The following is a 19,411-nucleotide window of genomic DNA, read 5'->3' as shown; positions in this document are numbered from 1 at the left end:
TCTTTGACTCAATGAGGGCAGCGCGCCTTTTTTGCCTAGTGTAGGCTTCTTCGCTGCTTTTGTTTCACGAAATACAGTTAGGATTATCATGAAACGACTTCTTCACACCCTGCTGGCCGCCTCCTTAATGCAAGTTTGCAGTGTCTCATTTGCCGGCAGTCACGATGATTTTCTCAAAGCCGAAAAAATTGCCCGTGGTGGCAATTACAGTGAATTTAAGCGCGTTAACGAGCAGCTTAAGCATCCGCTTAAGCCTTATGTGGAAATGGCCTTTTATAAGCACCATCCACACATTAAATATCAAACCGAAATAGAGCACTTTTTACAGGTTTATCAGCATACGCCGTTGGAATGGCCGGTGCGCAGTGCCTGGTTAAACTACCTGGCTAAGCATGGGCATAAGGCCAAGTTTGTAGAAAATTACAGCATTACCAAGGACGTCGAGCTCACCTGCCAGTATCTTGATTTTCAATGGCAGCTCGGGGCGCCAAAAGATGCCCTGTTGGAGCAAATAGAAAAGCTGTGGCTGGTCAATAAATCACAACCTAAAGAATGCGATGGGGTGTTTTCTTACTGGCGTAAGGCTGGCGGACAGACGCCGGAAATAGTGTGGCAACGATTGGGTTTGGCGGCTCGGGTGGGGCAGTATAAGTTGGTAGGCTATTTAAAAACGCAATTGCCAGCCAAAGAAAGGTATCTAGCGGACTTATATACTAAGGTCAAAAAAGACCCCAGTGCGGCAGCCGGTTTGTATCGCTATAAGAACAAATCGCCCAAGGAAGCAGAAATTGCGGTGTACGGGGTTAAACGCCTGGTGTGGCAAGACCCGGATTTGGCCATTCGTGCCTGGCAAAAATTATCGACCATGTTTACCTTTAGCGCGCAGCAGCAGGATAAGGTGCATTATGCTTTGGCCTATGCCCTGGCGGTAAAACAGCATGATGAAGCCAAGTTCTGGCTCAATAAGGTGCCCGATACCAAACAGGATAATAAATTGGTGCAATGGCATTTGGCCAACATGCTTAGGGAGCAGGACTGGCCAGCCATTATCGCCTTCTTTACCCCGAAAAAAGAGCTCAGTGCCGGACATCAATATTGGCTGGCCTACAGTTATTCACGCCAGGGCAAAAATGAGCAAGCCAACGAGTTATGGCAAAAGCTGGCAACAGAACGGGACTATTACGGCTTTTTGGCGGCGGCGCGATTAGATTTGCCGGTTAACCTCAATAACCAAGAGTTGACCCTGCCACCGGGTTTAAAGGCTAAGGTAGAGCAGGCGCCGGGCTATAAACGGGCAAAGGTTTTATATGAGTTGGATAGGGTTACCAGTGCCAGAAGAGAATGGAATTACCTTATCGATACCTCCAGCAATGCCGAGAAACTGGCCGCTGCGGTGCTGGCCTCGGAGCAGGGCTGGCACGACCGAGCCATTATTACCCTAGCACGGCTCAAGGCCTGGGATTATGTCGACCTGCGTTTTCCCGATGCTTACACCAACCTCTTCGAACGTTATAGTAACCGTCATAAAGTCGACCTGGATTGGAGTATCGCCATTGCCCGCAGGGAAAGCTCTTTTGCCGCCGATGCGCGCTCTCGAGCCAACGCCAGGGGCCTGATGCAACTGCTACCGAGTACCGCCCAATACATTAATCGCAGCTCGGTAGCCAGCAAGCGCCTGTATGAACCCAGCACCAATATTAATTTAGGTACCAAGTATTTGAAGTATTTGGAAGGTAAGACCCGTGGCAATCAAATATTAGCCACGGCCTCGTATAACGCCGGTTATCATCGCGTCAATAAGTGGATCCCAGACGAAGCCATGCCGGCGGAGTTGTGGATTGAGCTGATCCCTTATCGTGAAACCCGTGATTACGTGAAAAACGTGTTTGCCTATCGTCAGGTTTATTTGGCCAAGCAGGGTAAGAACGAAAATGTGCTGGCGACAATTTTGGATATGAATATTGGCGGTTAGCCGCAACGGTGGCGGCTATGATAGACTGGCATAAACATAATTAGCAAAGTGGGTGATACATGAATACATTGGCGGTGTTATACGCTGAACATATTGCAACCTTGCAAAAACGCACACGCGAAATTGTTGAGCGTGAAAACCTTGATGGTGTGGTAATTCATTCTGGTCAGGCAAAGCGCCAGTTCTTAGATGATATGTATTATCCGTTTAAGGTTAACCCGCAATTTAAGGCCTGGTTGCCGGTGATCGACAATCCTCATTGTTGGATTGTGGCCAATGGCAGCGATAAACCTAAACTTATCTTCTATCGTCCCGTCGATTTTTGGCACAAGGTGCCGGATGAACCAAACGAATACTGGGCCGACTATTTTGATATCGAGCTGCTGGTTAAGCCGGAGCAGGTAGAAAAACTATTGCCCTATGACAAGGCGCGCTATGCCTACATTGGTGAGTGTGTAGAAGTGGCTCAAGCCCTTGGTTTTGAGTTGATGAACCCAGAGCCGGTAATGAATTACCTGCATTACCATCGCGCCTACAAAACTCAATATGAGCTAGCCTGTTTACGCGAAGCGAACAAGCTGGCGGTGGCCGGTCATCAGGCGGCGCGTGATGCCTTCTATCAGGGTAAATCGGAATTTGAGATCCAACATGCCTATTTGTTGGCGACCAAGCACAGTGAAAACGACACGCCTTATGGCAATATCGTGGCCCTAAATGAGAATTGTGCCATTTTGCACTACACCCATTTTGAACGGGACATCCCGGCGCAACACCGCTCGTTTTTGATCGATGCCGGTGCCAATTTTAATGGCTACGCCGCCGATATTACCCGTACCTACGACTTTGCGCGTCAGGGTCAGTTTGCCGAGCTATTGGCGGTGATGAACCAACATCAGATAGAGCTATGTAACTCGCTAACACCGGGAAAACTCTACGGTGAGTTGCATCTTGATTGCCATCAGCGTGTGGCTCAGGTGCTAAGCGATTTTAATATCGTCAATCTGCCGGCGGCGCAAATTATCGAAAAGGGTATCACCTCGACCTTCTTCCCTCATGGTCTGGGTCACCATATTGGTTTGCAGGTACATGATGTGGGTGGCTTTATGGCCGATGAAAGTGGCACCCATCAGGCACCGCCAGAAGGGCATCCGTTCCTACGTTGCACCCGTATGATTGAGGCGAACCAGGTGTTCACCATCGAGCCGGGCCTGTACTTTATTGACTCTCTGCTTGAAGATGTAGCGGCAACGGACAATAGACAGCATGTGAACTGGGACAAGATAGCCGAGTTTAAGCCGTTTGGCGGTATTCGTATCGAGGACAATATCATTGTCCATGAGCATGGTCTGGAAAACATGACCCGCGAATTAAACCTCGACTAACCATCCTCCTGTGAAGGTGGTGGCAATGGTGCCACCGCCTTAGGCAGCTAAACCCTATGTCAGAATACGCTTATCCAGCTCAATCCCTGAGCTACGAAGAAGAAATTAAAAAAAGCACCTTTATCGTTCATCTTGCCCATACTCCGGACGTGGCCAGCGCCAAGGCCTTTATTGCTACCATCAATGAGCAGTACCCGGATGCCCGTCACAACTGCTGGGCCTATGTAGCCGGGGCGCCCGGTGGTAGCCATGTCTATGGTTTCAGTGATGATGGCGAGCCCAATGGCACCGCCGGCAAGCCCATGCTGAATGTACTGCAGGGCAGTGGTTTGGGTGAGATCTGTGCCGTTACCACCCGTTATTTCGGCGGCATTAAGCTGGGAACGGGTGGTTTGGTGCGCGCCTATGGTGGCACTTTGAATAACGCCTTGGCGCAATTACAGACACAGATTAAGGTGCCCAGTGTGGTGCTAACCGGCGACAGTGACTATGCTCTACAAGGGCAGATAGAACAATGCCTTAACTCACAATACCAGGTGCTGGCTATGGACAAGGAATACGGCAGCCACATTTCCTGGCAGATCCGTATCGATGCGCGCCAGGCAGAGGACGCAATAAAAGATATTTTTGATTTAAGCCATGGTACTGTTGAGTTAAAAATAAAACAGTAAGACAATAACATGCAAAGAAAAGTCACGGCGATGCGCTAAATGCAATACCGCACGATAATAAAGATACTCGGTCAGCTAGTAGCCCTGTTTAGTATCACCATGGTTCCTCCTGCGCTGGTATCACTTATCTATAAAGATGGTGGTGGTCTGCCTTTTATTCTTGCGTTTATCTTCAGCGTTATTGCCGGCTTATTTGCCTATTATCCTAACCGCCATGAGCATGGCGACCTCAAAGCCCGCGAAGGCTTTTTGATCGTGGTACTGTTTTGGCTGGTACTGGGGTCGTTCGCATCCTTGCCCCTGATCTTCCTTGATGCACCAAAACTGTCGCTTGCCGACGCCGTGTTTGAGGCCTTCTCCGGCTTAACGACCACGGGGGCGACCGTGTTGACCGGCATCGAATATCTGCCCAAGTCGGTGCTCTTCTATCGCCAGCAGTTGCAGTGGCTCGGTGGCATGGGGATCATCGTACTCGCGGTGGCCGTGCTGCCCATGCTTGGCGTTGGTGGCATGCAGCTGTACCGCGCCGAAACGCCAGGGCCGGTGAAAGACTCGAAAATGACACCGCGTATCGCCGATACCGCCAAGCACCTCTGGTATATCTATGTATCCCTTACCCTGGCCTGTACCTTGGCCTATTGGGTGGCGGGGATGAGTTGGTTCGATGCCATTTGCCATGCCTTCTCGACCATAGCCATTGGCGGTTTCTCCACCTATGATGCGTCCATGGGCTACTTTGATAGCCCGGTGATCAACCTGATTTGTGTGTTTTTCTTATTAATCGCGGCGGTGAATTTTTCCCTGCACTACGCAGTGGTGGCCAGTCGCAGTCCTAAAGTGTATTTGCGTGACCCTGAATTTAAGGTGTTCTTCTTAATCCAGGTGGCGCTGATCATCGTTTGTTTTGCGGTGTTGTCGTCTAATAATATCTATGCCAATGGGGATGAAACCTTAGATCAGGCCATGTTCCAGGCCGTGTCTATCAGTACCACGGCGGGCTTTGCCACGGATAACTTCTCAGCCTGGCCCTTGTTCCTACCCATTTTGCTCATCTTCTCCAGTTTTATTGGTGGCTGTGCCGGTTCTACCGGTGGCGGTATGAAGGTGGTACGGGTGTTCTTGTTGTACTTGCAGGGCATTCGTGAACTCAACCGCCTGGTCCACCCAAGAGCCATCTATTCCATTAAGCTGGGTCGTAAGGCGCTTCCCGATAAGGTCGTTGAGGCGGTTTGGGGCTTCTTTTCCGCCTATGCCCTGGTCTTCGTGATCATCATGATCAGCCTAATGGGCACGGGCTTAGACAATATCACCGCCTTTTCGGCGACCGCAGCTTGCTTAAATAACCTGGGTCCGGGCTTGGGTGAGGTGGCGGCCCATTACGGTGATATCAGCGATAACGCCAAGTGGATTCTAACCCTGGCCATGGTCTTTGGTCGTTTAGAGATCTTCACCCTGTTAGTACTATTCACCCCAACCTTCTGGCGTGGGTGAGGCGCGGTCGCTACCGCGACCGAGAGTGACTTAACGTCACTCTTGGAGCGCCAAACGCGAGGGCGTGGATGCCCGAGCCGGGACCCAGCGTCAGGACGACTTACTTGCACAAAACTTACCTTCGACGTATTTCAGTCACTCTTGTAAATTCGAACGCGAGACACGGATGTCGAGCCGGACCGCAGCGTCAGGATGACTTACTTACACCGAACTCACCTATTGCATATAACGCCACTCTTGGAGCGCCGAACGCGAGGGCGTGGATGCCCGATCCGGGCCCAAGCTTCAGGAAGAATTGTTATCACTATTACCAACTTCAAGCGTCACTCAGGTCACTCTTATTAATTCACCCGCGCCAACCTGAACAAGGCCCTGTGTGTTGCTAAAAGGCAACAATTTATCTATGACCGTGTTCTGGCTATGAAATTAATTTTAAAAAAAGTGCATAAAAAAAATAACTATATGATTTATAACTATTAAATTATTTTTTCTCTCTTATCAAAATCTGCCACTTGGCACTTCTATTCAGATAAAAATCATAAAAGCGTGTCGACCATTTGTGTGGTTTCTGAATGAAATCCCCATTAAAAATAACTAACTCCATGAAAAACATGGATTTTATTTCCAGAGCGTCGAGCTTGTCGCGAAATGGCAACAGAAAAAGCGGTGAAAACCAGAGTGTTTTGGCAAATAAAAAATTAACTTATTGAATTTATTTGATTTTTAATTTTTGGCATCGGATTTGTAATAGTCCTAGAGAATCGAAAATGTGACGGCGAATATGAATTCGTCAAGGTTCACACCAAAACAAGTAGGAAGGAAAGCAATATGAAACCAATGACAGCAACTATCGCTCTGATCACGCTAGCCGCATCAAGCGCAGCATTCGCTGCCGATTTCTCAACTCTTGATGTTGATGGCAACGGTGCTATCTCCGTGCAAGAAGCTGCCGCTGATGCTGCACTAGCCGAGCAATTTGCACAATTAGATAGCGACGGTAACGGCGAGCTTTCACAAGCCGAGTTCGATAAAGCACAGTAATTTTCAGCAGTTATTGCAGTTATCAGTAGGAGTTAATGATGAATAAATCTAAGCATATTTTAGCGCTATGCGCCCTTGTCGGTTCTTCTGCGGCCTTTGCCTTAGCAGCTGACTTCGCCACGATAGACACCGATGGCAATGGCGCCATTAGCATGGAAGAAGCCTCAAAGCACCCAGAGCTAATCAGCCAGTTCAAAGACTTAGACACTAATGTAGATGGCGAGCTGTCTCAAGAAGAGTTCGCTAACGCGAAATAACACAGGGAGTTAACAATGAATAAGACCTCTAAAGCAATCGCCTTAATCGGCTTAGTCAGTGCATCGTCGGCATTCGCGATGGACTTGGAATTTAACAACGTGGACGTAGATAGCGATGGCGCTATCAGCATGGAAGAAGCGGCTCAATATCCTGAATTGATGCAACAGTTTAAGGACTTGGACAGTAACAAAGACGGCCAGCTGAGCGAGCAAGAGTTCGCGGCAGTTCAGTAAGTTTACTTTTTGAATTTTTGGAGCAAGTTATGAAAACGACCAATACACTACTAGCTATGGCAATTTTGGCATCATCTTCAACCGCCTTTGCAGGCACTGGTGCGACGTTTGAATCGCTTGATGTTGATGGTAATGGCAGCATCAGCAAGGAAGAAGCGAGCGCCGATGCCGAGGTGATGGCTAAATTCGATGAGCTTGATATCGATGGTAACGGCGAGCTATCGCCAGAAGAGTTTGCCAATATTGAGTAAACACCTAAATCCATTAGAGAAGCAAAAAGCAGCATTTAGTTTCCAACTAAAGCTGCTTTTTTTTGCTTATAAGAACATGGCGCTGACTTGGAAGAGCTTCTCGACTACATGAATATGCTTTTTGTCGATCAAGAACATGATCACATGGTCGCCGCTTTGAATCACGGTGTCGTCATGGGCGATAAGCACATCATCATTACGCACTATGGCGCCAATGGTAGTGCCCGAAGGGAGTTTGATTTCACTAATGGCACGACCCACCACCTTAGAAGTGTTTTCATCGCCATGGGCCACAGCTTCAATGGCTTCAGCAGCACCCTTACGCAGTGAGTAAACGTTCACTATATCACCGCGGCGAACATGGGTTAACAGGGCCGATATGGTCGCTTGTTGCGGCGAAATGGCAATATCGATTTCACCACCTTGAACCAGATCCACATAGGCACCACGCTGAATTAGCACCATGGTTTTTTGCGCACCCATGCGCTTGGCCAGCATGGCCGACATGATATTCGCTTCATCATCGTTGGTCACGGCGATAAAGACATCTACCTGCTCGATATGCTCTTCCGACAGCAGCTCCTGATCCGAGGCGTCACCACAGAAGACCACGGTATCGTCAAGCATTTCCGAGAGTTGCTCGGCCCGCATAGGATTGCGCTCCAGCAGCTTGACGCTGTGATTTTTTTCCAATGAGCGAGCCAAGCCTGCGCCTATGTTACCGCCGCCGGCAATCATGATCTTTTTATATGAACGTTCCAGCTTTTGCAGCTCGCTCATTACCGCGCGAATATGCTTGGTTGCGGCGATAAAGAAGACTTCATCATCGGCTTCGATAACCGTGGTTCCTAGCGGCTTGATGGCCTTACCTTGACGGTAAATGGCGGCAACCCGGGTTTCCACATTGGGAATATGTTCTTTTAATGCCGAGAGTGCATAACCAACCAGCATCCCGCCGTAGTAGGCCTTAACTGCTACCAAGGACAGCTTACCGTCGGCAAACTGCAACACCTGCAGGGCGCCAGGGTAGTCGATTAAGCGGCGAATATACTTGGTGACCAGAGCCTCGGGTGCAATGTAGTGATCAACGGGCAGGTCATCATTGTGGAATAACTGCTGGCGATAACGTAAGTATTGTTCCGAGCGGATCCGCGCAATTTTAGTCGGGGTGTTAAAGATACTGTAGGCAACCTGACAGGCCACCATGTTCACTTCGTCGGAGCTCGTCACGGCGATGATCATATCCGCATCTTCGGCGCCAGCCTTGCGCAGCACATCGGGGTGAGCACTGTGGCCATTAACGCCTTGCAAGTCATATTTGTCTTGCAGCTCGCGCAAACGGTCACCGTCGATATCGACCACGGTGATCTCGTTTTGCTCACCCACTAAGTTTTCCGCTAATGTGCCGCCAACCTGGCCTGCACCTAAGATGATAATTTTCATGACTATGTCACTGCTTTATTATTTTTGCGTAGTAAAAACCATCGGTTTCTCCCGGCAACAACTGCCAACCCGGCTGCTGCTCGGTATCCTTATCATGCAACGCTATATGCTTGGCGTCACCATGTTTGGCTAAAAATGCTCGTATTTGCGATTGGTTTTCTTCGCTTAATACCGAGCAGGTGGCGTAAACCAGAGTACCGCCCGGTTTGAGCAGCGGCCAAATGGCGTCCAGTATGCTGGCTTGCAGTTGCGCCAGTTCATCGATATCGCTGCCGCGACGCAGCCACTTGATATCCGGATGACGGCGGATCACCCCGGTGGCCGAGCAGGGCACATCAAGGAGAATACGGTCGAACTGCTCACCTTGATACCATTGCTCTGTTTGCTCCGCCTGGGCGCAGATCAATTCGGCGTTTAAACCGATTCGCTCTAGGTTTTCATTAACGCGCTCAAGGCGCTGAGCATCGGCATCCAAAGCGACGACGCGGGCATCGGCAAGCTCGAGAATATGACAGGTTTTGCCACCGGGCGCCGCACAGGCGTCCAAGATCAATTCACCATCTTGTGGGTCCAGAAGCCTTGCCGCTTGTTGGGCCGCCGCATCCTGTACCGAACAGGCGCCGCGCTCGAATTCGGGCAGGGCAAACACATCCATGGCCTTATCGAGGCGGATAGCATCTTGGAATGCTTCATCTATGCTAAAGCCAATGTTTTGATCAAACAGTTTATCGGCATAGGCATCGCGGCTATTAATGCGATTATTCGCTCGCAGCCACATGGGGGCCTGTTGCTGATTTTCCTCGATAATATCCTGCCATTGCTCTGGGTAATCACGTTGTAGCTTTTTAATCAACCAGCCGGGGTGATTGTATTTGCAGGCATCGATTTGTTCCGCTTGCTCTTCCAGGCCTTGTTGTTGGCGTTGAAAGGTGCGTAGCACGGCGTTAACCAGGCCTTTGAGGCCCACCGCACGCATCGATTTGAGGGCATTGACCGTTTCGGCCACGGCGGCATGCTCGGGCACGCGCATATATTGCAATTGATACAAGCCGACGTAGAGCAGAAATTGATAAACCCGGCTTTTTCCTTTCAATGGCTTTTCGAGTAACTGTTGGCAATAAAATTCCAGGCTCGGCAAATAACGTAAAACACCAAAGCAAATCTGTTGCATTAGTGCCTTGTCTTGCGGGCTTAGATCGCGGCTGTACCTGGGCAGGGCCACAGACAGAGAAATGCCTTTGTCGACCACCTGGTAAAGGGTGTGCGCCGCCTGGGCGCGAACATTACTCACCCTGGTCATCCGCAGTGATTAATGAGCTGCCAACGGTGACCCAGTCGGCACGGCCGTTTAGGAAATCCTGGCTCGACATCGGCTTTTTACCTTGGGGTTGCAGCTCGGTGATGCACAGTGCATCGCTCGCACAGGCGATCACAATGCCACTTTTATCAGCACGTAAAATGGTGCCCGGCGTGCCTTGCTCGGCAACCACCTCGGCTTGCCATACCTTTACCGTATTGCCAGCCATTTCCGTGTAACTAACGGGCCAGGGGTTGAAGGCGCGAATATTGCGCTCTAATTGTGCCGCATCCAGCTGCCAATCCAACAGGGCTTCTTGTTTGGAGAGCTTTTTCGCATAGTTAGCCAACTGCTCGTCCTGTTGCTGCGGCTTAATGGCTTTTATATTTGCCAGCGTTTCAATAAGCGCGGCGGGGCCAAGTTCTGCTAATTTGGCGTACAGGGACGCTGAGGTTTCCTTGGCATCGATGGCGCAACGACTCACGCTGAGCATGTCACCGGTATCTAAGCCTTCATCCATTTGCATTATGGTCACACCGGTTTCATGATCACCGGCCCAAATTGCTCTTTGAATCGGAGCGGCGCCGCGCCAGCGCGGCAGAATCGAGCCATGGACGTTGATGCAACCGAGTTTTGGAGTCTCTAGAATGCTTTTCGGCAGCAGTAGGCCATAGGCGACCACCACCATGATATCGGCATTTAACGCAGCCAATTGTTGCTGCGCTTCTTCACTTTTGAGACTTTCTGGTTGAAACACCGGCAGGTTGTGCTCAAGGGCCAGGGTTTTTACCTCACTGGCTTTGAGTTTTTTACCACGCCCGGCGGGGCGATCCGGCTGGCTATATACGCCAACCAGCTCATGCTCGGAGTCGATTAAGGCCTGCAAATGGCGTGCAGCAAAGTCCGGTGTACCGGCAAATACAATGCGAAGGGCTTGTGTCACTGTGATTCCTTGTAATTAAGCTTTGGCAGCCAGGCGCGCTTCTTTCTCAAGCTTTTTACGGATACGCTGGCGTTTTAACGGCGACAAGTAATCAATAAATAACTTACCAACTAGGTGATCTAGTTCGTGTTGAATACAGATGGCCAATAAACCATCGGCGTCTAAAGTAAACTCTTGACCCTGGGCGTTGAGGGCTTTAACGGTTACGGTTTCGGCGCGATCAACCTTGGCATAAGAATGGGGAACAGACAAACATCCTTCTTCGCTGACGGTAGAACCATCTTTGTGCGTGATCTCTGGGTTGATGAGGATCAAAGGTTCATTACGTTCCTCGGAAACATCAATAACAACAATGCGTTGGTGAATATCAACTTGCGTTGCCGCTAAACCGATACCATTTTCGTCATACATGGTTGCTAACATGTTTTCGGTAATGCTACGAATGCCGTCATCGACTTGTTCGACCGGTGCAGCAATCGTGCGTAAACGTTCATCTGGGAACCTAAGTACTTCTAAAAGTGCCATAATTGCCTTATTAAAAATTGTGCTAAATATCAGGTATTGTGTTATGTTTTTATTTTAGCCATTCGTGTGCACCTTTAACAGGTTATTGGGTAATAAATATAATAAAACAAGCTTTAGGAAGCTCATTACAATGATTAAACAGCTATCAGCTGCCGTATTTGCTCTTGCGGTTGCTTTTCCATCATTAGCAGATGTTTTAGCAGTCAAAGACGACGCACCAGAACAATATGTGGTGAAAAAGGGAGATACACTTTGGGATATCTCTGCTATTTATTTGGACAAGCCTTGGCTGTGGCCAGAGCTTTGGCAAATGAACCCACAAATTGACAACCCACACCTTATTTACCCTGGCGATACACTGTATCTAGTGTACGACGCCCAAGGGCGACCGCGTCTAGTGGTTAAACGCCCGGATAACTATCAGAAACTATCGCCCCATGGTCGTAAGACGATGAAGCGTGACGCGCTACCCACCTTGTCGTTGGAGCTACTGCGTCCGTTTTTAACTTACGACCAGGCTCTCAGTGAAGAAAAGATTAATGCGCAGCCTTATGTACTGGGCGCCAACGAGAATGTGAAACGCTCTACGCAGGGCCATATTCTTTACGTTAAAGGTGACCTGGAACGTAACCGTAGCTATGCCATCTACCACAAAAACCGACCTTATATTGACCCGCAAACCGAAGAATTGTTGGGTTATGAGGTAAAACTGGTGGCTACCGCTAAGGCGTTCCGCAGTGGGGATGTCAATGCTGGTGTGCCTGCGTCCATCTTTGTTGATGGCGTTAAGCGCGAAATCAACGCCGGTGATTTCTTAATGCCGGTTAGCCAAGGTCAGAGTTTGCCTGCGACCTTCCAGATGCGTCGCCCAGAGACTGAAATTGATGGTGAAATTATCGCCTCGAGTAATCAGCTACGCGAATTCAGTAAGATGGATATCGTGGTACTCAACCGTGGCATGGTGGACGAAGTGAAAGCGGGTCATATGTTTGATATTCGTCGTCAGTCACCCACCGTAATCGACGGTCGTGATGGTCCTCAATACAAAGAAGACTCCAGCACCTATGATAAGTTTATGTCGAATATGGAAGAAGGCATGGGCATGGAAGAGGATGCGGACAATAAGACCTGGCATATGCCCAAGGAAAAAGTGGGTGAGCTAATGGTTCTTAAAGTTCAGGAACGCGTAAGCTATGCCATCATTACTAAAACATTACGACCCATTCGTGTCGGAGATGTTGTAAGCGTCGACTAACCGACGCTTTCCGTAACAAGCTTTTGGGTCTTGCTCAAGGAGGGAGCATGACACAGAGTGAATTTATTCCATCGGCCTCTTCTGAGGCCGATTTACTTCGTGCCGATGCTATCTTATTGGCATTAATGCGCACCCCGGGTCTTGGCTTGCGTAGCGCCTACTCCTTGCTGCAACACCTTGCCATTAGCGACCTGTTCGATAATACAGAAACGCTTATTGAAGCTGGTTTGCGCCGTGATATTGCTACCCGTTTAACCGCTACTAAACTTGAACCTCTGCAACACCAGCTCAGTGAGTATCAGCGTCAGGGCATAGCTGTGATCAGCCTGGTTAACCCCTTATATCCGCCGTTATTAAAGGAGCTGCCAGACCCACCTTTGTTATTGTTTTGTCTAGGTAATAGCACCTTGTTGAGCCGGCCTCAGGTGGCGATTGTTGGCAGTCGTGGTGCGAGCGTGGGGGGGAAACGCCATGCTTTTGAATTTGCGGCGCAACTGAGTGACGCCGAAATAGTGGTGACTTCGGGTATGGCCATGGGCATAGATGCCAGCGCCCATCAGGGAGCATTGCACAATGGTGGCGCGACATTAGCGGTACTGGGGACGGGAGTTGATTTATGTTACCCGCGCAGAAATAAGGCGCTATGGGAGCAAATAGCCCAGCACGGTTTGTTGGTCAGTGAGTTTTTACCTGGGACCCCGCCACGGGCCCAGCATTTTCCCCGGCGAAATCGCATTATTGCCGGGTTGAGTTTGGCTACCCTAGTGGTCGAAGCGGAGCAAAAGAGTGGCTCTTTGATCACCGCCGAATTGGCGATGGATTATAACCGTGAGGTGATGGCCATGCCGGGGGCGGTGAATAATCCGTATTCCCGTGGTTGTCACGCTTTGATAAAGCATGGGGCGGCCTTGGTGGAAAATGCCGAAGATGTGTTAGCCGAATTAGGTTGTTATCAACAAAAGGGTCTATATATAAATAAGAGGGAAGAGCAAAAAGAGGGTGAGAACACTTTACTTCGCCATATTGGTTTTGAGCCGACCAGCATAGATGCTATTGCGGTGAGTTCGCAGATTCCAATCGCGCAGTTATTAACGCTATTAATAGACCTAGAACTCGAGGGCAGCATTACTAGCACTTCGGGCGGCTATACCAGAGTAGGGGGCGAGTGACATGTTTGATATCCTAATGTATTTGTTTGAAAACTATATTCATAACGAAAGCGAAATTTTCGTTGAAGAGAGCGCGCTTACCGATGAGCTACTGAAGGCTGGTTTTAACAGCCCGGAAATATACAAGGCGCTGGACTGGCTCGAACAACTGGCCCAGCTCCAGCACAGTGATGAATTGCCCTATCTGCACACCGCACCCACTGCGGCCTGCCGTATCTATACCGGCGAGGAAAGCATTAAGCTCGATATGCAATGCCAAGGCTTCCTACTGTTTTTAGAGCAAGTGGGAGTAATCAACAGCACCACGCGTGAAATGGTAATAGACAGGGCCATGGCATTAGATCATGCGCAAATAGCATTGGATGACTTGAAGTGGGTGGTGTTGATGGTGTTGCTCAGTGTGCCCGGCCAGGAGCTGGCCTATGCGCAGATGGAAGATTTGATCTTTGACGACCCTAATCCGACCCTTCATTAAGCTTGATCTTCATCGGAGTCTGAGTATATTGGGCGCACATTAACCAAGGGGCTGGGGTGCGCATGACGAAAATTGATCATTCTTTATTTAATGCCGATAAACACGCGTTGGAAAAAGAGTACGAGGTGTGTCCCGAGTGCGGCAGCGAGCTGGTGATGCGCCATTCCAAATCTGGCGCCTTTTTAGGTTGTGCCAGTTATCCAGCGTGTCATTTTATTCGCCCTTTGCATCAGCATGACACCAGTACCTTAAAAGTCCTTGAAGATAATCCATGCCCCCAATGTAGCGCACCGCTGGCGGTTAAAAACGGTCGTTTTGGTATGTTTATCGGCTGCACCAACTTTCCCGAATGTCACTATATCGCCGATCAGCGCGAGCAAAACGAGCAGGCGAGTACTTTGCCGCCTTGCCCCAAGTGCAAAAAAGGCCATTTAACTCAGCGCAGCAGCAAATATGGTAAGACCTTTTATTCCTGCGATGCCTATCCTAAGTGCAAGTACAGCGTGAATTACCCGCCGGTTGCGGTGGGGTGTGAGCAATGCCATTGGCCGGTCATGATGAAACGCCACTTTGCCGAGGGAGCTATGCTACAATGCCCGCAAAAGAATTGTGGGCACAAACAGCCCGATGATGTGGAGAGCGGACAGTGAGCGATGCAGTGCAGCCGAAAACGGCGCTGAGCAGTTTACAGCAGGGCGAAGTGATCCTTTACCCGACCGAGGCGGTATACGGTTTAGGCTGTGACCCTATGAATCAAGAGGCCGTTGAGGCCTTATTGGCAATCAAACAACGCCCAGTTGAAAAAGGCCTGATTTTAATCGCCGACAACTATGGCCAATTACTTCCTTATGTGGCCGATCATCGCATTCCAATGGATAAGCGCGCGGATATTTTCTCGCAGTGGCCAGGCGCTGTGACCTGGGTCATGCCCGCAGCGGCAAGTACGCCGAAGTGGCTCACTGGCGCGTTTGACTCTATCGCCGTGCGCGTGAGTGCCCACCCCACGGTTAAGCGCTTATGTCAGGAGTTTGGTGGCCCAATCGTTTCTACGAGTGCGAACCTCAGCGGTCAGGACCCGGTTGCGTCTATCGCCCAAGGACAAACTACTTTTGGTGATCGCGTTGGTTTTTACGTTGACGAGCCCCTGGGCGGCGGTACCCAGCCAAGTGTGATCAAAGATGCCATGAACGGACAAATCATTCGAGGATAAGTATGCAATCAGAGTTACTGACCCAGGTTAAAGCCTATTTAATGGCGTTGCAGGATAAAATTTGTGCCGGATTGGAAGAAGCCGATGGCGGTACCAAGTTTGTTGAAGATGCCTGGCAACGTGAAGAGGGCGGCGGCGGTCGTACCCGAGTGCTCCGTGACGGCAATGTGATCGAACAAGGCGGTGTGAACTACTCTCATGTGTTTGGTGCTTCCATGCCTGCTTCGGCCACCGCTCATCGTCCGGAATTGGCCGGTCGTAGCTTTCATGCCTGTGGCGTATCCCTGGTTATTCACCCGAAAAATCCACATATTCCCACCAGTCATGCCAATGTGCGTTTCTTTATCGCCGAAAAAGAGGATGAGGAGCCGATTTGGTGGTTTGGTGGCGGTTTTGATTTAACCCCCTTTTATCCACAACTCGAAGATGTACAGCATTGGCACCAGGTTGCTCATGACTTATGCGTCCCATTTGGTGATGAGGTGTACCCCAAGTATAAAACCTGGTGTGACGAATACTTTTACCTGAAACACCGAGATGAGACGCGTGGCGTTGGTGGACTTTTCTTCGATGATCTTAACGAATGGGGCTTTGAGAAGAGTTTTGCCTTTATGCAGGCAGTGGGTAACGGCTACCTGGATGCTTACCTACCTTTGATTGCAAAGCGTAAAGACACGCCTTATGGCGAGGCAGAGCGTCAGTTCCAGCTATACCGTCGTGGTCGTTATGTGGAATTTAACCTGGTGTGGGATAGAGGCACCTTGTTTGGTTTACAAACCGGTGGGCGTACCGAGTCGATATTGATGTCGATGCCACCTTTGGCGCGTTGGGAATACGACTTTAACCCCGAGCCGGGTTCACCAGAGTCTCAACTCTATGAGCATTACCTCAAACCAAAAGACTGGTTATAAGAGTAGAAAAACGCGGCCGATGCCGCGTTTTTTAGTTGTCGCTATTGATCATATGGGTCGCCAGCTGGGTTAGCGACTGTCGCAGACCCTCACGTAGCACCGGATTATCGACTTCCATATCCAGTGCCTTATTCATACAGTACATCCACTGATCTCTAAGCTCTGCGGTGACCGGGAAGGGCATATGGCGTTGACGTAAGCGCGGATGACCATATTTTTCTACAAACAGGTCCGGGCCACCTAGCCAACCGGATAAAAACTCAAAGAAGACCTGGCGAATACGATCCAGTGGCTGCGGATGCATATCATATAAGGGCTTGGCGTACGCATCGCTGGCCATTATGTCGTAGAATCGATTGGCGAGGGCACGGGCACCCTGTTCGCCACCCATTAGCTCGTAGGGGGTACGTTCAACATCAGGGTGGACGTCGTCCGTACTTTGCTGAGAATTTTTTGCATCTTTGCTAAAGATGCGTTTTAGTAACTGCTTCATGATGCGCTCGATATAAGGAAAGGATAATGGATAAATACGCGGTGTTTGGTAACCCCATAGCGCACTCAAAATCACCCCTCATTCACCATGCCTTTGCGGCGCAATTAGGTGAACAAATAGAATATCAGCGCATTTTAGCACCGCTCGACGGCTTTGTTGACTGCGTCAGTGAGTTTTTTCGCCAAGGTGGCTGCGGGGCTAATGTTACCCTGCCATTTAAAGAGCAGGCCTTTGCCCTGGTTGATACCCTTAGTGAGCGAGCGCGTCTTGCTGGCGCCGTAAACACCCTAATCCTTGAAGAAGGCGGGGTATTAAGGGGTGATAATACAGATGGCATTGGCTTGGTGAGTGACCTGGAGCGACTTGACGGCTCACTGGCAGGCAAGCATGTCTTGCTAATTGGGGCCGGTGGGGCGGCCAAAGGTGCAGCGCTGCCCTTGCTAGAAGCTGGGGTTGAACAACTGCATGTGGTCAATCGTACCGAGGAAAAAGCACGGCTGTTGGTAGAGCGTATCGGTCAATACCAAAATGTCAGTTATGCGGGCTTAACAGATAAAAACACGCAAAACTGGGATATTGTCATAAATTCAACATCTTCAAGCGTCACCAATGCATTGCCTGGCATTGATCCCAGCTATCTTGAAGGGGCCCAGTTTGCCTACGATATGTTTTATGCTGAGCAGGCCACTTCTTTCATGCGCTGGGCGTCTGAGGTTAATCCGAACGTAGCAACCGCGGATGGTTTGGGTATGTTGGTGGCGCAAGCGGCCCATGCGTATAAACTTTGGCGTGGGCAAATGCCCGAATGTGCGCCTATAATAGCAGCGCTAAAAGAGGGGCGATTATAATGAATCAAGCAATTCAATTTGTTGACAGAGTAGAATACGAAAACGGCGTAATTACCTTTTACGCCATGGTTAATGGGCTGCTTTTACCTTGTATTATTGAGCTTAAAGTAAAGGAGCGCAGCGATGCACTGGCGCATTTTGCCGAGCATCGCTTTGATTATGAAGAGTTGGCCGAGCAACAAATAGAAGAGGAAGCCTTCGGTGAGGAAGGCGAAGTACAAATTAAAGCACTGGCTTAACGTCGTTTAGATATTCTTCCTTTAGACGCACATAGTTATCTGCCGATACCTTTAAGAAGGCGCGTTCTTCATCGCTTAATGGACGCGCCTGCTTTACCGGGCTACCCACGTATAAATAGCCTGACTCAAGGGTCTTGTTTGGAGGCACGAGAGCACCACCACCAATAATGACATCATCTTCCACTATGACGTTATCCATAATAATGGCACCCATGCCAACCAATATACGATTGCCAAGGCGACATCCGTGCAACATGGCCTTATGGCCTACGGTCACATCCTCGCCAATAATCAGCGGATAACCTTCTGGGTTCGAGGCGCTGGCGCGAGTCAGATGCAGTACACTCCCATCCTGAATATTAGAGCGTTTACCGATACGCATATAGTTGACGTCACCTCGAGCGGCAACCAAGGGCCAGATGCTGGCGTCTTCTGCGATTTCTACGTCGCCAACGATTACGGCCGACTCATGAATGTATGCCGACTTATGAACAAGGGGGGATTTATCTTTGTAACTTTGTAAGCTCATATCAGGTTCCTATCACCGAGCTATGACTAGTACCCTAACTCTAACTAGGGCAGAGCAGCTACGCAATAAACATTAGTCGTACGAAAAAACGCCATACGTCTAGTTTGCTAAGTGATTTGAGGTAAGAATCTGGTTAATAACGTAGAAAAAGTATGTCTATCGAGCGCTTTTTAGACGAACGATCCATTTTTAGCAATTTTCTTTAAAAAAGGGGTTGCGTAGAAATCGTTTCTCCCTATAATGCGACCCCACTGAGACGGCAGGCAGCAACGCATAGCGAGGCGCTAGCGACTCAGGGAGTCAAGTAAAACTGAGTTTTGAAAAACATTAAACTTTCTCAAAATTAAGTGTTGACAACAAATCAGGGTTGAGTAGAATGCACAGCCCTCGAGACGCGAAAGCAACTCGAAACCGGGTAACCGGACCTGTTCTTTAAAAATATGAAGCAATCATCTGTGTGGGCACTCGTACAGATTGAGTTCTAACAGCAGATTCTAGTTCGCTAGATGACGCAAACAAATTTAGAGTCTCAATGTTTTTTCCTTAAATGGAAAGTGAGTGACCAACGGAATAAAGAAATTTATTCAGCACAGTCAATTCGATATCGAAAGATATCATCACAGTATTCATTGAGCACGAAACTTCGGTTTCAAAAAACTTTTAATTGAAGAGTTTGATCATGGCTCAGATTGAACGCTGGCGGCAGGCCTAACACATGCAAGTCGAGCGGTAACATTTCTAGCTTGCTAGAAGATGACGAGCGGCGGACGGGTGA

Annotated in this window: 22 protein-coding genes and 1 rRNA gene; 17 read left to right on the top strand and 6 right to left on the bottom strand. The window is 49.4% G+C overall.

Going from position 1 to position 19,411, the window contains the following annotated elements; translation table 11 throughout:
* Positions 1-88: 88 nt before the first annotated feature.
* The 8 genes from KD147_RS04425 to KD147_RS04390 all read left to right on the top strand — a co-directional run bounded on the left by KD147_RS04425 (position 89) and on the right by KD147_RS04390 (position 7,299).
* Positions 89-1,972, top strand: a complete 1,884-nt coding sequence (locus KD147_RS04425) for a transglycosylase SLT domain-containing protein (RefSeq protein WP_212547056.1) — start codon at positions 89-91, stop codon at positions 1,970-1,972.
* 59 nt (positions 1,973-2,031) lie between these two features.
* The gene (pepQ, locus tag KD147_RS04420) at positions 2,032-3,354 is read left to right on the top strand and encodes a Xaa-Pro dipeptidase (protein ID WP_212547055.1); all 1,323 of its coding nucleotides are present in this window, start codon (positions 2,032-2,034) and stop codon (positions 3,352-3,354) included.
* Positions 3,355-3,410: 56 nt separating this feature from the next.
* Complete coding sequence (locus tag KD147_RS04415; protein WP_105253364.1) at positions 3,411-4,025, top strand: YigZ family protein; 615 nt, start codon at positions 3,411-3,413, stop codon at positions 4,023-4,025.
* 39 nt (positions 4,026-4,064) lie between these two features.
* Positions 4,065-5,516, top strand: coding sequence for a TrkH family potassium uptake protein (locus KD147_RS04410; protein ID WP_105253363.1), 1,452 nt, complete (start codon positions 4,065-4,067; stop codon positions 5,514-5,516).
* 828 nt (positions 5,517-6,344) lie between these two features.
* On the top strand, positions 6,345-6,557 hold the full coding sequence (locus KD147_RS04405) for an EF-hand domain-containing protein (RefSeq protein ID WP_105253361.1): 213 nt from the start codon (positions 6,345-6,347) through the stop codon (positions 6,555-6,557).
* 38 nt (positions 6,558-6,595) lie between these two features.
* Complete coding sequence (locus KD147_RS04400) at positions 6,596-6,814, top strand: EF-hand domain-containing protein (protein WP_105253360.1); 219 nt, start codon at positions 6,596-6,598, stop codon at positions 6,812-6,814.
* Between the two features lie 15 nt (positions 6,815-6,829).
* Positions 6,830-7,048 (top strand): EF-hand domain-containing protein, encoded by a 219-nt coding sequence (locus KD147_RS04395; RefSeq protein WP_105188767.1) that lies wholly within the window; start codon positions 6,830-6,832, stop codon positions 7,046-7,048.
* A 29-nt stretch (positions 7,049-7,077) separates the two neighbouring features.
* Positions 7,078-7,299 carry an EF-hand domain-containing protein gene (locus tag KD147_RS04390; protein WP_105188768.1) on the top strand — a complete coding sequence of 74 codons (222 nt, stop codon included), beginning with the start codon at positions 7,078-7,080 and terminating at the stop codon, positions 7,297-7,299.
* Positions 7,300-7,365: 66 nt separating this feature from the next.
* On the opposite strand, the gene trkA is transcribed toward KD147_RS04390, so the two are convergent.
* The 4 genes from trkA to def are packed head-to-tail and all read right to left on the bottom strand — an operon-like array spanning position 7,366 to position 11,507.
* Complete coding sequence (gene trkA / locus KD147_RS04385) at positions 7,366-8,742, bottom strand: Trk system potassium transporter TrkA (RefSeq protein WP_105201210.1); 1,377 nt, start codon at positions 8,740-8,742, stop codon at positions 7,366-7,368.
* A gap of 7 nt (positions 8,743-8,749) precedes the next feature.
* The gene (gene rsmB / locus KD147_RS04380; protein WP_105253358.1) at positions 8,750-10,042 is read right to left on the bottom strand and encodes a 16S rRNA (cytosine(967)-C(5))-methyltransferase RsmB; all 1,293 of its coding nucleotides are present in this window, start codon (positions 10,040-10,042) and stop codon (positions 8,750-8,752) included.
* Complete coding sequence (fmt, locus tag KD147_RS04375; RefSeq protein ID WP_105253357.1) at positions 10,026-10,982, bottom strand: methionyl-tRNA formyltransferase; 957 nt, start codon at positions 10,980-10,982, stop codon at positions 10,026-10,028. Before fmt ends, rsmB begins: the two co-directional genes overlap by 17 nt.
* Positions 10,983-10,997: 15 nt before the next feature.
* Positions 10,998-11,507, bottom strand: coding sequence for a peptide deformylase (def, locus tag KD147_RS04370; protein WP_212547054.1), 510 nt, complete (start codon positions 11,505-11,507; stop codon positions 10,998-11,000).
* Positions 11,508-11,637: 130 nt separating this feature from the next.
* On the opposite strand from def, the gene KD147_RS04365 reads away from it, so the two are divergent.
* The 6 genes from KD147_RS04365 to hemF all read left to right on the top strand — a co-directional run bounded on the left by KD147_RS04365 (position 11,638) and on the right by hemF (position 16,527).
* Positions 11,638-12,762, top strand: coding sequence for a LysM peptidoglycan-binding domain-containing protein (locus KD147_RS04365; RefSeq protein WP_105253355.1), 1,125 nt, complete (start codon positions 11,638-11,640; stop codon positions 12,760-12,762).
* A 47-nt stretch (positions 12,763-12,809) separates the two neighbouring features.
* Positions 12,810-13,931, top strand: coding sequence for a DNA-processing protein DprA (dprA, locus tag KD147_RS04360; protein ID WP_249318964.1), 1,122 nt, complete (start codon positions 12,810-12,812; stop codon positions 13,929-13,931).
* 1 nt (position 13,932) lies between these two features.
* Complete coding sequence (locus KD147_RS04355; RefSeq protein ID WP_105253353.1) at positions 13,933-14,406, top strand: DUF494 family protein; 474 nt, start codon at positions 13,933-13,935, stop codon at positions 14,404-14,406.
* A gap of 62 nt (positions 14,407-14,468) precedes the next feature.
* Positions 14,469-15,056 carry a DNA topoisomerase family protein gene (locus tag KD147_RS04350; RefSeq protein ID WP_212547053.1) on the top strand — a complete coding sequence of 196 codons (588 nt, stop codon included), beginning with the start codon at positions 14,469-14,471 and terminating at the stop codon, positions 15,054-15,056.
* Positions 15,053-15,616 carry an L-threonylcarbamoyladenylate synthase type 1 TsaC gene (gene tsaC, locus KD147_RS04345; RefSeq protein ID WP_212547052.1) on the top strand — a complete coding sequence of 188 codons (564 nt, stop codon included), beginning with the start codon at positions 15,053-15,055 and terminating at the stop codon, positions 15,614-15,616. The genes KD147_RS04350 and tsaC overlap by 4 nt, the downstream gene beginning before the upstream one ends.
* A 2-nt stretch (positions 15,617-15,618) precedes the next feature.
* The gene (hemF, locus tag KD147_RS04340; protein ID WP_212547051.1) at positions 15,619-16,527 is read left to right on the top strand and encodes an oxygen-dependent coproporphyrinogen oxidase; all 909 of its coding nucleotides are present in this window, start codon (positions 15,619-15,621) and stop codon (positions 16,525-16,527) included.
* A gap of 31 nt (positions 16,528-16,558) precedes the next feature.
* Here the strand turns inward: hemF and KD147_RS04335 are convergent, their stop codons facing one another.
* Positions 16,559-17,020 carry a group II truncated hemoglobin gene (locus tag KD147_RS04335; RefSeq protein ID WP_212547050.1) on the bottom strand — a complete coding sequence of 154 codons (462 nt, stop codon included), beginning with the start codon at positions 17,018-17,020 and terminating at the stop codon, positions 16,559-16,561.
* A 26-nt stretch (positions 17,021-17,046) separates the two neighbouring features.
* Here KD147_RS04335 and aroE point away from each other — a divergent pair, with 26 nt between their 5' ends.
* Both aroE and KD147_RS04325 read left to right on the top strand, forming a co-directional pair.
* A complete protein-coding gene (gene aroE, locus KD147_RS04330) occupies positions 17,047-17,868 on the top strand; it encodes a shikimate dehydrogenase (RefSeq protein WP_212547049.1) in 822 nt (273 codons plus the stop codon).
* Positions 17,868-18,107: a DUF1488 family protein gene (locus KD147_RS04325; protein ID WP_105188779.1), complete on the top strand. Its 240-nt coding sequence runs from the start codon at positions 17,868-17,870 to the stop codon at positions 18,105-18,107. Before aroE ends, KD147_RS04325 begins: the two co-directional genes overlap by 1 nt.
* On the opposite strand, the gene KD147_RS04320 is transcribed toward KD147_RS04325, so the two are convergent.
* Positions 18,091-18,636, bottom strand: a complete 546-nt coding sequence (locus tag KD147_RS04320; RefSeq protein WP_105188780.1) for a gamma carbonic anhydrase family protein — start codon at positions 18,634-18,636, stop codon at positions 18,091-18,093. The genes KD147_RS04325 and KD147_RS04320 overlap by 17 nt on opposite strands.
* 661 nt (positions 18,637-19,297) lie before the next feature.
* On the opposite strand from KD147_RS04320, the gene KD147_RS04315 reads away from it, so the two are divergent.
* A 16S ribosomal RNA gene (locus KD147_RS04315) occupies positions 19,298-19,411 on the top strand; the annotation flags it as partial.

Source organism: Pseudoalteromonas sp. BDTF-M6, assembly GCF_018334135.1.
Taxonomy (GTDB): domain Bacteria; phylum Pseudomonadota; class Gammaproteobacteria; order Enterobacterales; family Alteromonadaceae; genus Pseudoalteromonas.
This window is presented reverse-complemented; position numbering and strand designations above follow the sequence as displayed.

Bases quoted from the DNA above. Each gene is read 5' to 3' on its own strand.
- trkA (WP_105201210.1), bottom strand. From the start codon at position 8,742: ATGAAAATTATCATCTTAGGTGCAGGCCAGGTTGGCGGCACATTAGCG.
- KD147_RS04400 (WP_105253360.1), top strand. From the start codon at position 6,596: ATGAATAAATCTAAGCATATTTTAGCGCTATGCGCCCTTGTCGGTTCT.
- hemF (WP_212547051.1), top strand. From the start codon at position 15,619: ATGCAATCAGAGTTACTGACCCAGGTTAAAGCCTATTTAATGGCGTTG.
- KD147_RS04425 (WP_212547056.1), top strand. From the start codon at position 89: ATGAAACGACTTCTTCACACCCTGCTGGCCGCCTCCTTAATGCAAGTT.
- dprA (WP_249318964.1), top strand. From the start codon at position 12,810: ATGACACAGAGTGAATTTATTCCATCGGCCTCTTCTGAGGCCGATTTA.
- rsmB (WP_105253358.1), bottom strand. From the start codon at position 10,042: ATGACCAGGGTGAGTAATGTTCGCGCCCAGGCGGCGCACACCCTTTAC.
- aroE (WP_212547049.1), top strand. From the start codon at position 17,047: ATGGATAAATACGCGGTGTTTGGTAACCCCATAGCGCACTCAAAATCA.
- KD147_RS04395 (WP_105188767.1), top strand. From the start codon at position 6,830: ATGAATAAGACCTCTAAAGCAATCGCCTTAATCGGCTTAGTCAGTGCA.
- KD147_RS04325 (WP_105188779.1), top strand. From the start codon at position 17,868: ATGAATCAAGCAATTCAATTTGTTGACAGAGTAGAATACGAAAACGGC.
- KD147_RS04410 (WP_105253363.1), top strand. From the start codon at position 4,065: ATGCAATACCGCACGATAATAAAGATACTCGGTCAGCTAGTAGCCCTG.
- KD147_RS04415 (WP_105253364.1), top strand. From the start codon at position 3,411: ATGTCAGAATACGCTTATCCAGCTCAATCCCTGAGCTACGAAGAAGAA.
- KD147_RS04335 (WP_212547050.1), bottom strand. From the start codon at position 17,020: ATGAAGCAGTTACTAAAACGCATCTTTAGCAAAGATGCAAAAAATTCT.
- pepQ (WP_212547055.1), top strand. From the start codon at position 2,032: ATGAATACATTGGCGGTGTTATACGCTGAACATATTGCAACCTTGCAA.
- KD147_RS04355 (WP_105253353.1), top strand. From the start codon at position 13,933: ATGTTTGATATCCTAATGTATTTGTTTGAAAACTATATTCATAACGAA.
- KD147_RS04320 (WP_105188780.1), bottom strand. From the start codon at position 18,636: ATGAGCTTACAAAGTTACAAAGATAAATCCCCCCTTGTTCATAAGTCG.
- KD147_RS04365 (WP_105253355.1), top strand. From the start codon at position 11,638: ATGATTAAACAGCTATCAGCTGCCGTATTTGCTCTTGCGGTTGCTTTT.
- KD147_RS04350 (WP_212547053.1), top strand. From the start codon at position 14,469: ATGACGAAAATTGATCATTCTTTATTTAATGCCGATAAACACGCGTTG.
- def (WP_212547054.1), bottom strand. From the start codon at position 11,507: ATGGCACTTTTAGAAGTACTTAGGTTCCCAGATGAACGTTTACGCACG.
- KD147_RS04390 (WP_105188768.1), top strand. From the start codon at position 7,078: ATGAAAACGACCAATACACTACTAGCTATGGCAATTTTGGCATCATCT.
- KD147_RS04405 (WP_105253361.1), top strand. From the start codon at position 6,345: ATGAAACCAATGACAGCAACTATCGCTCTGATCACGCTAGCCGCATCA.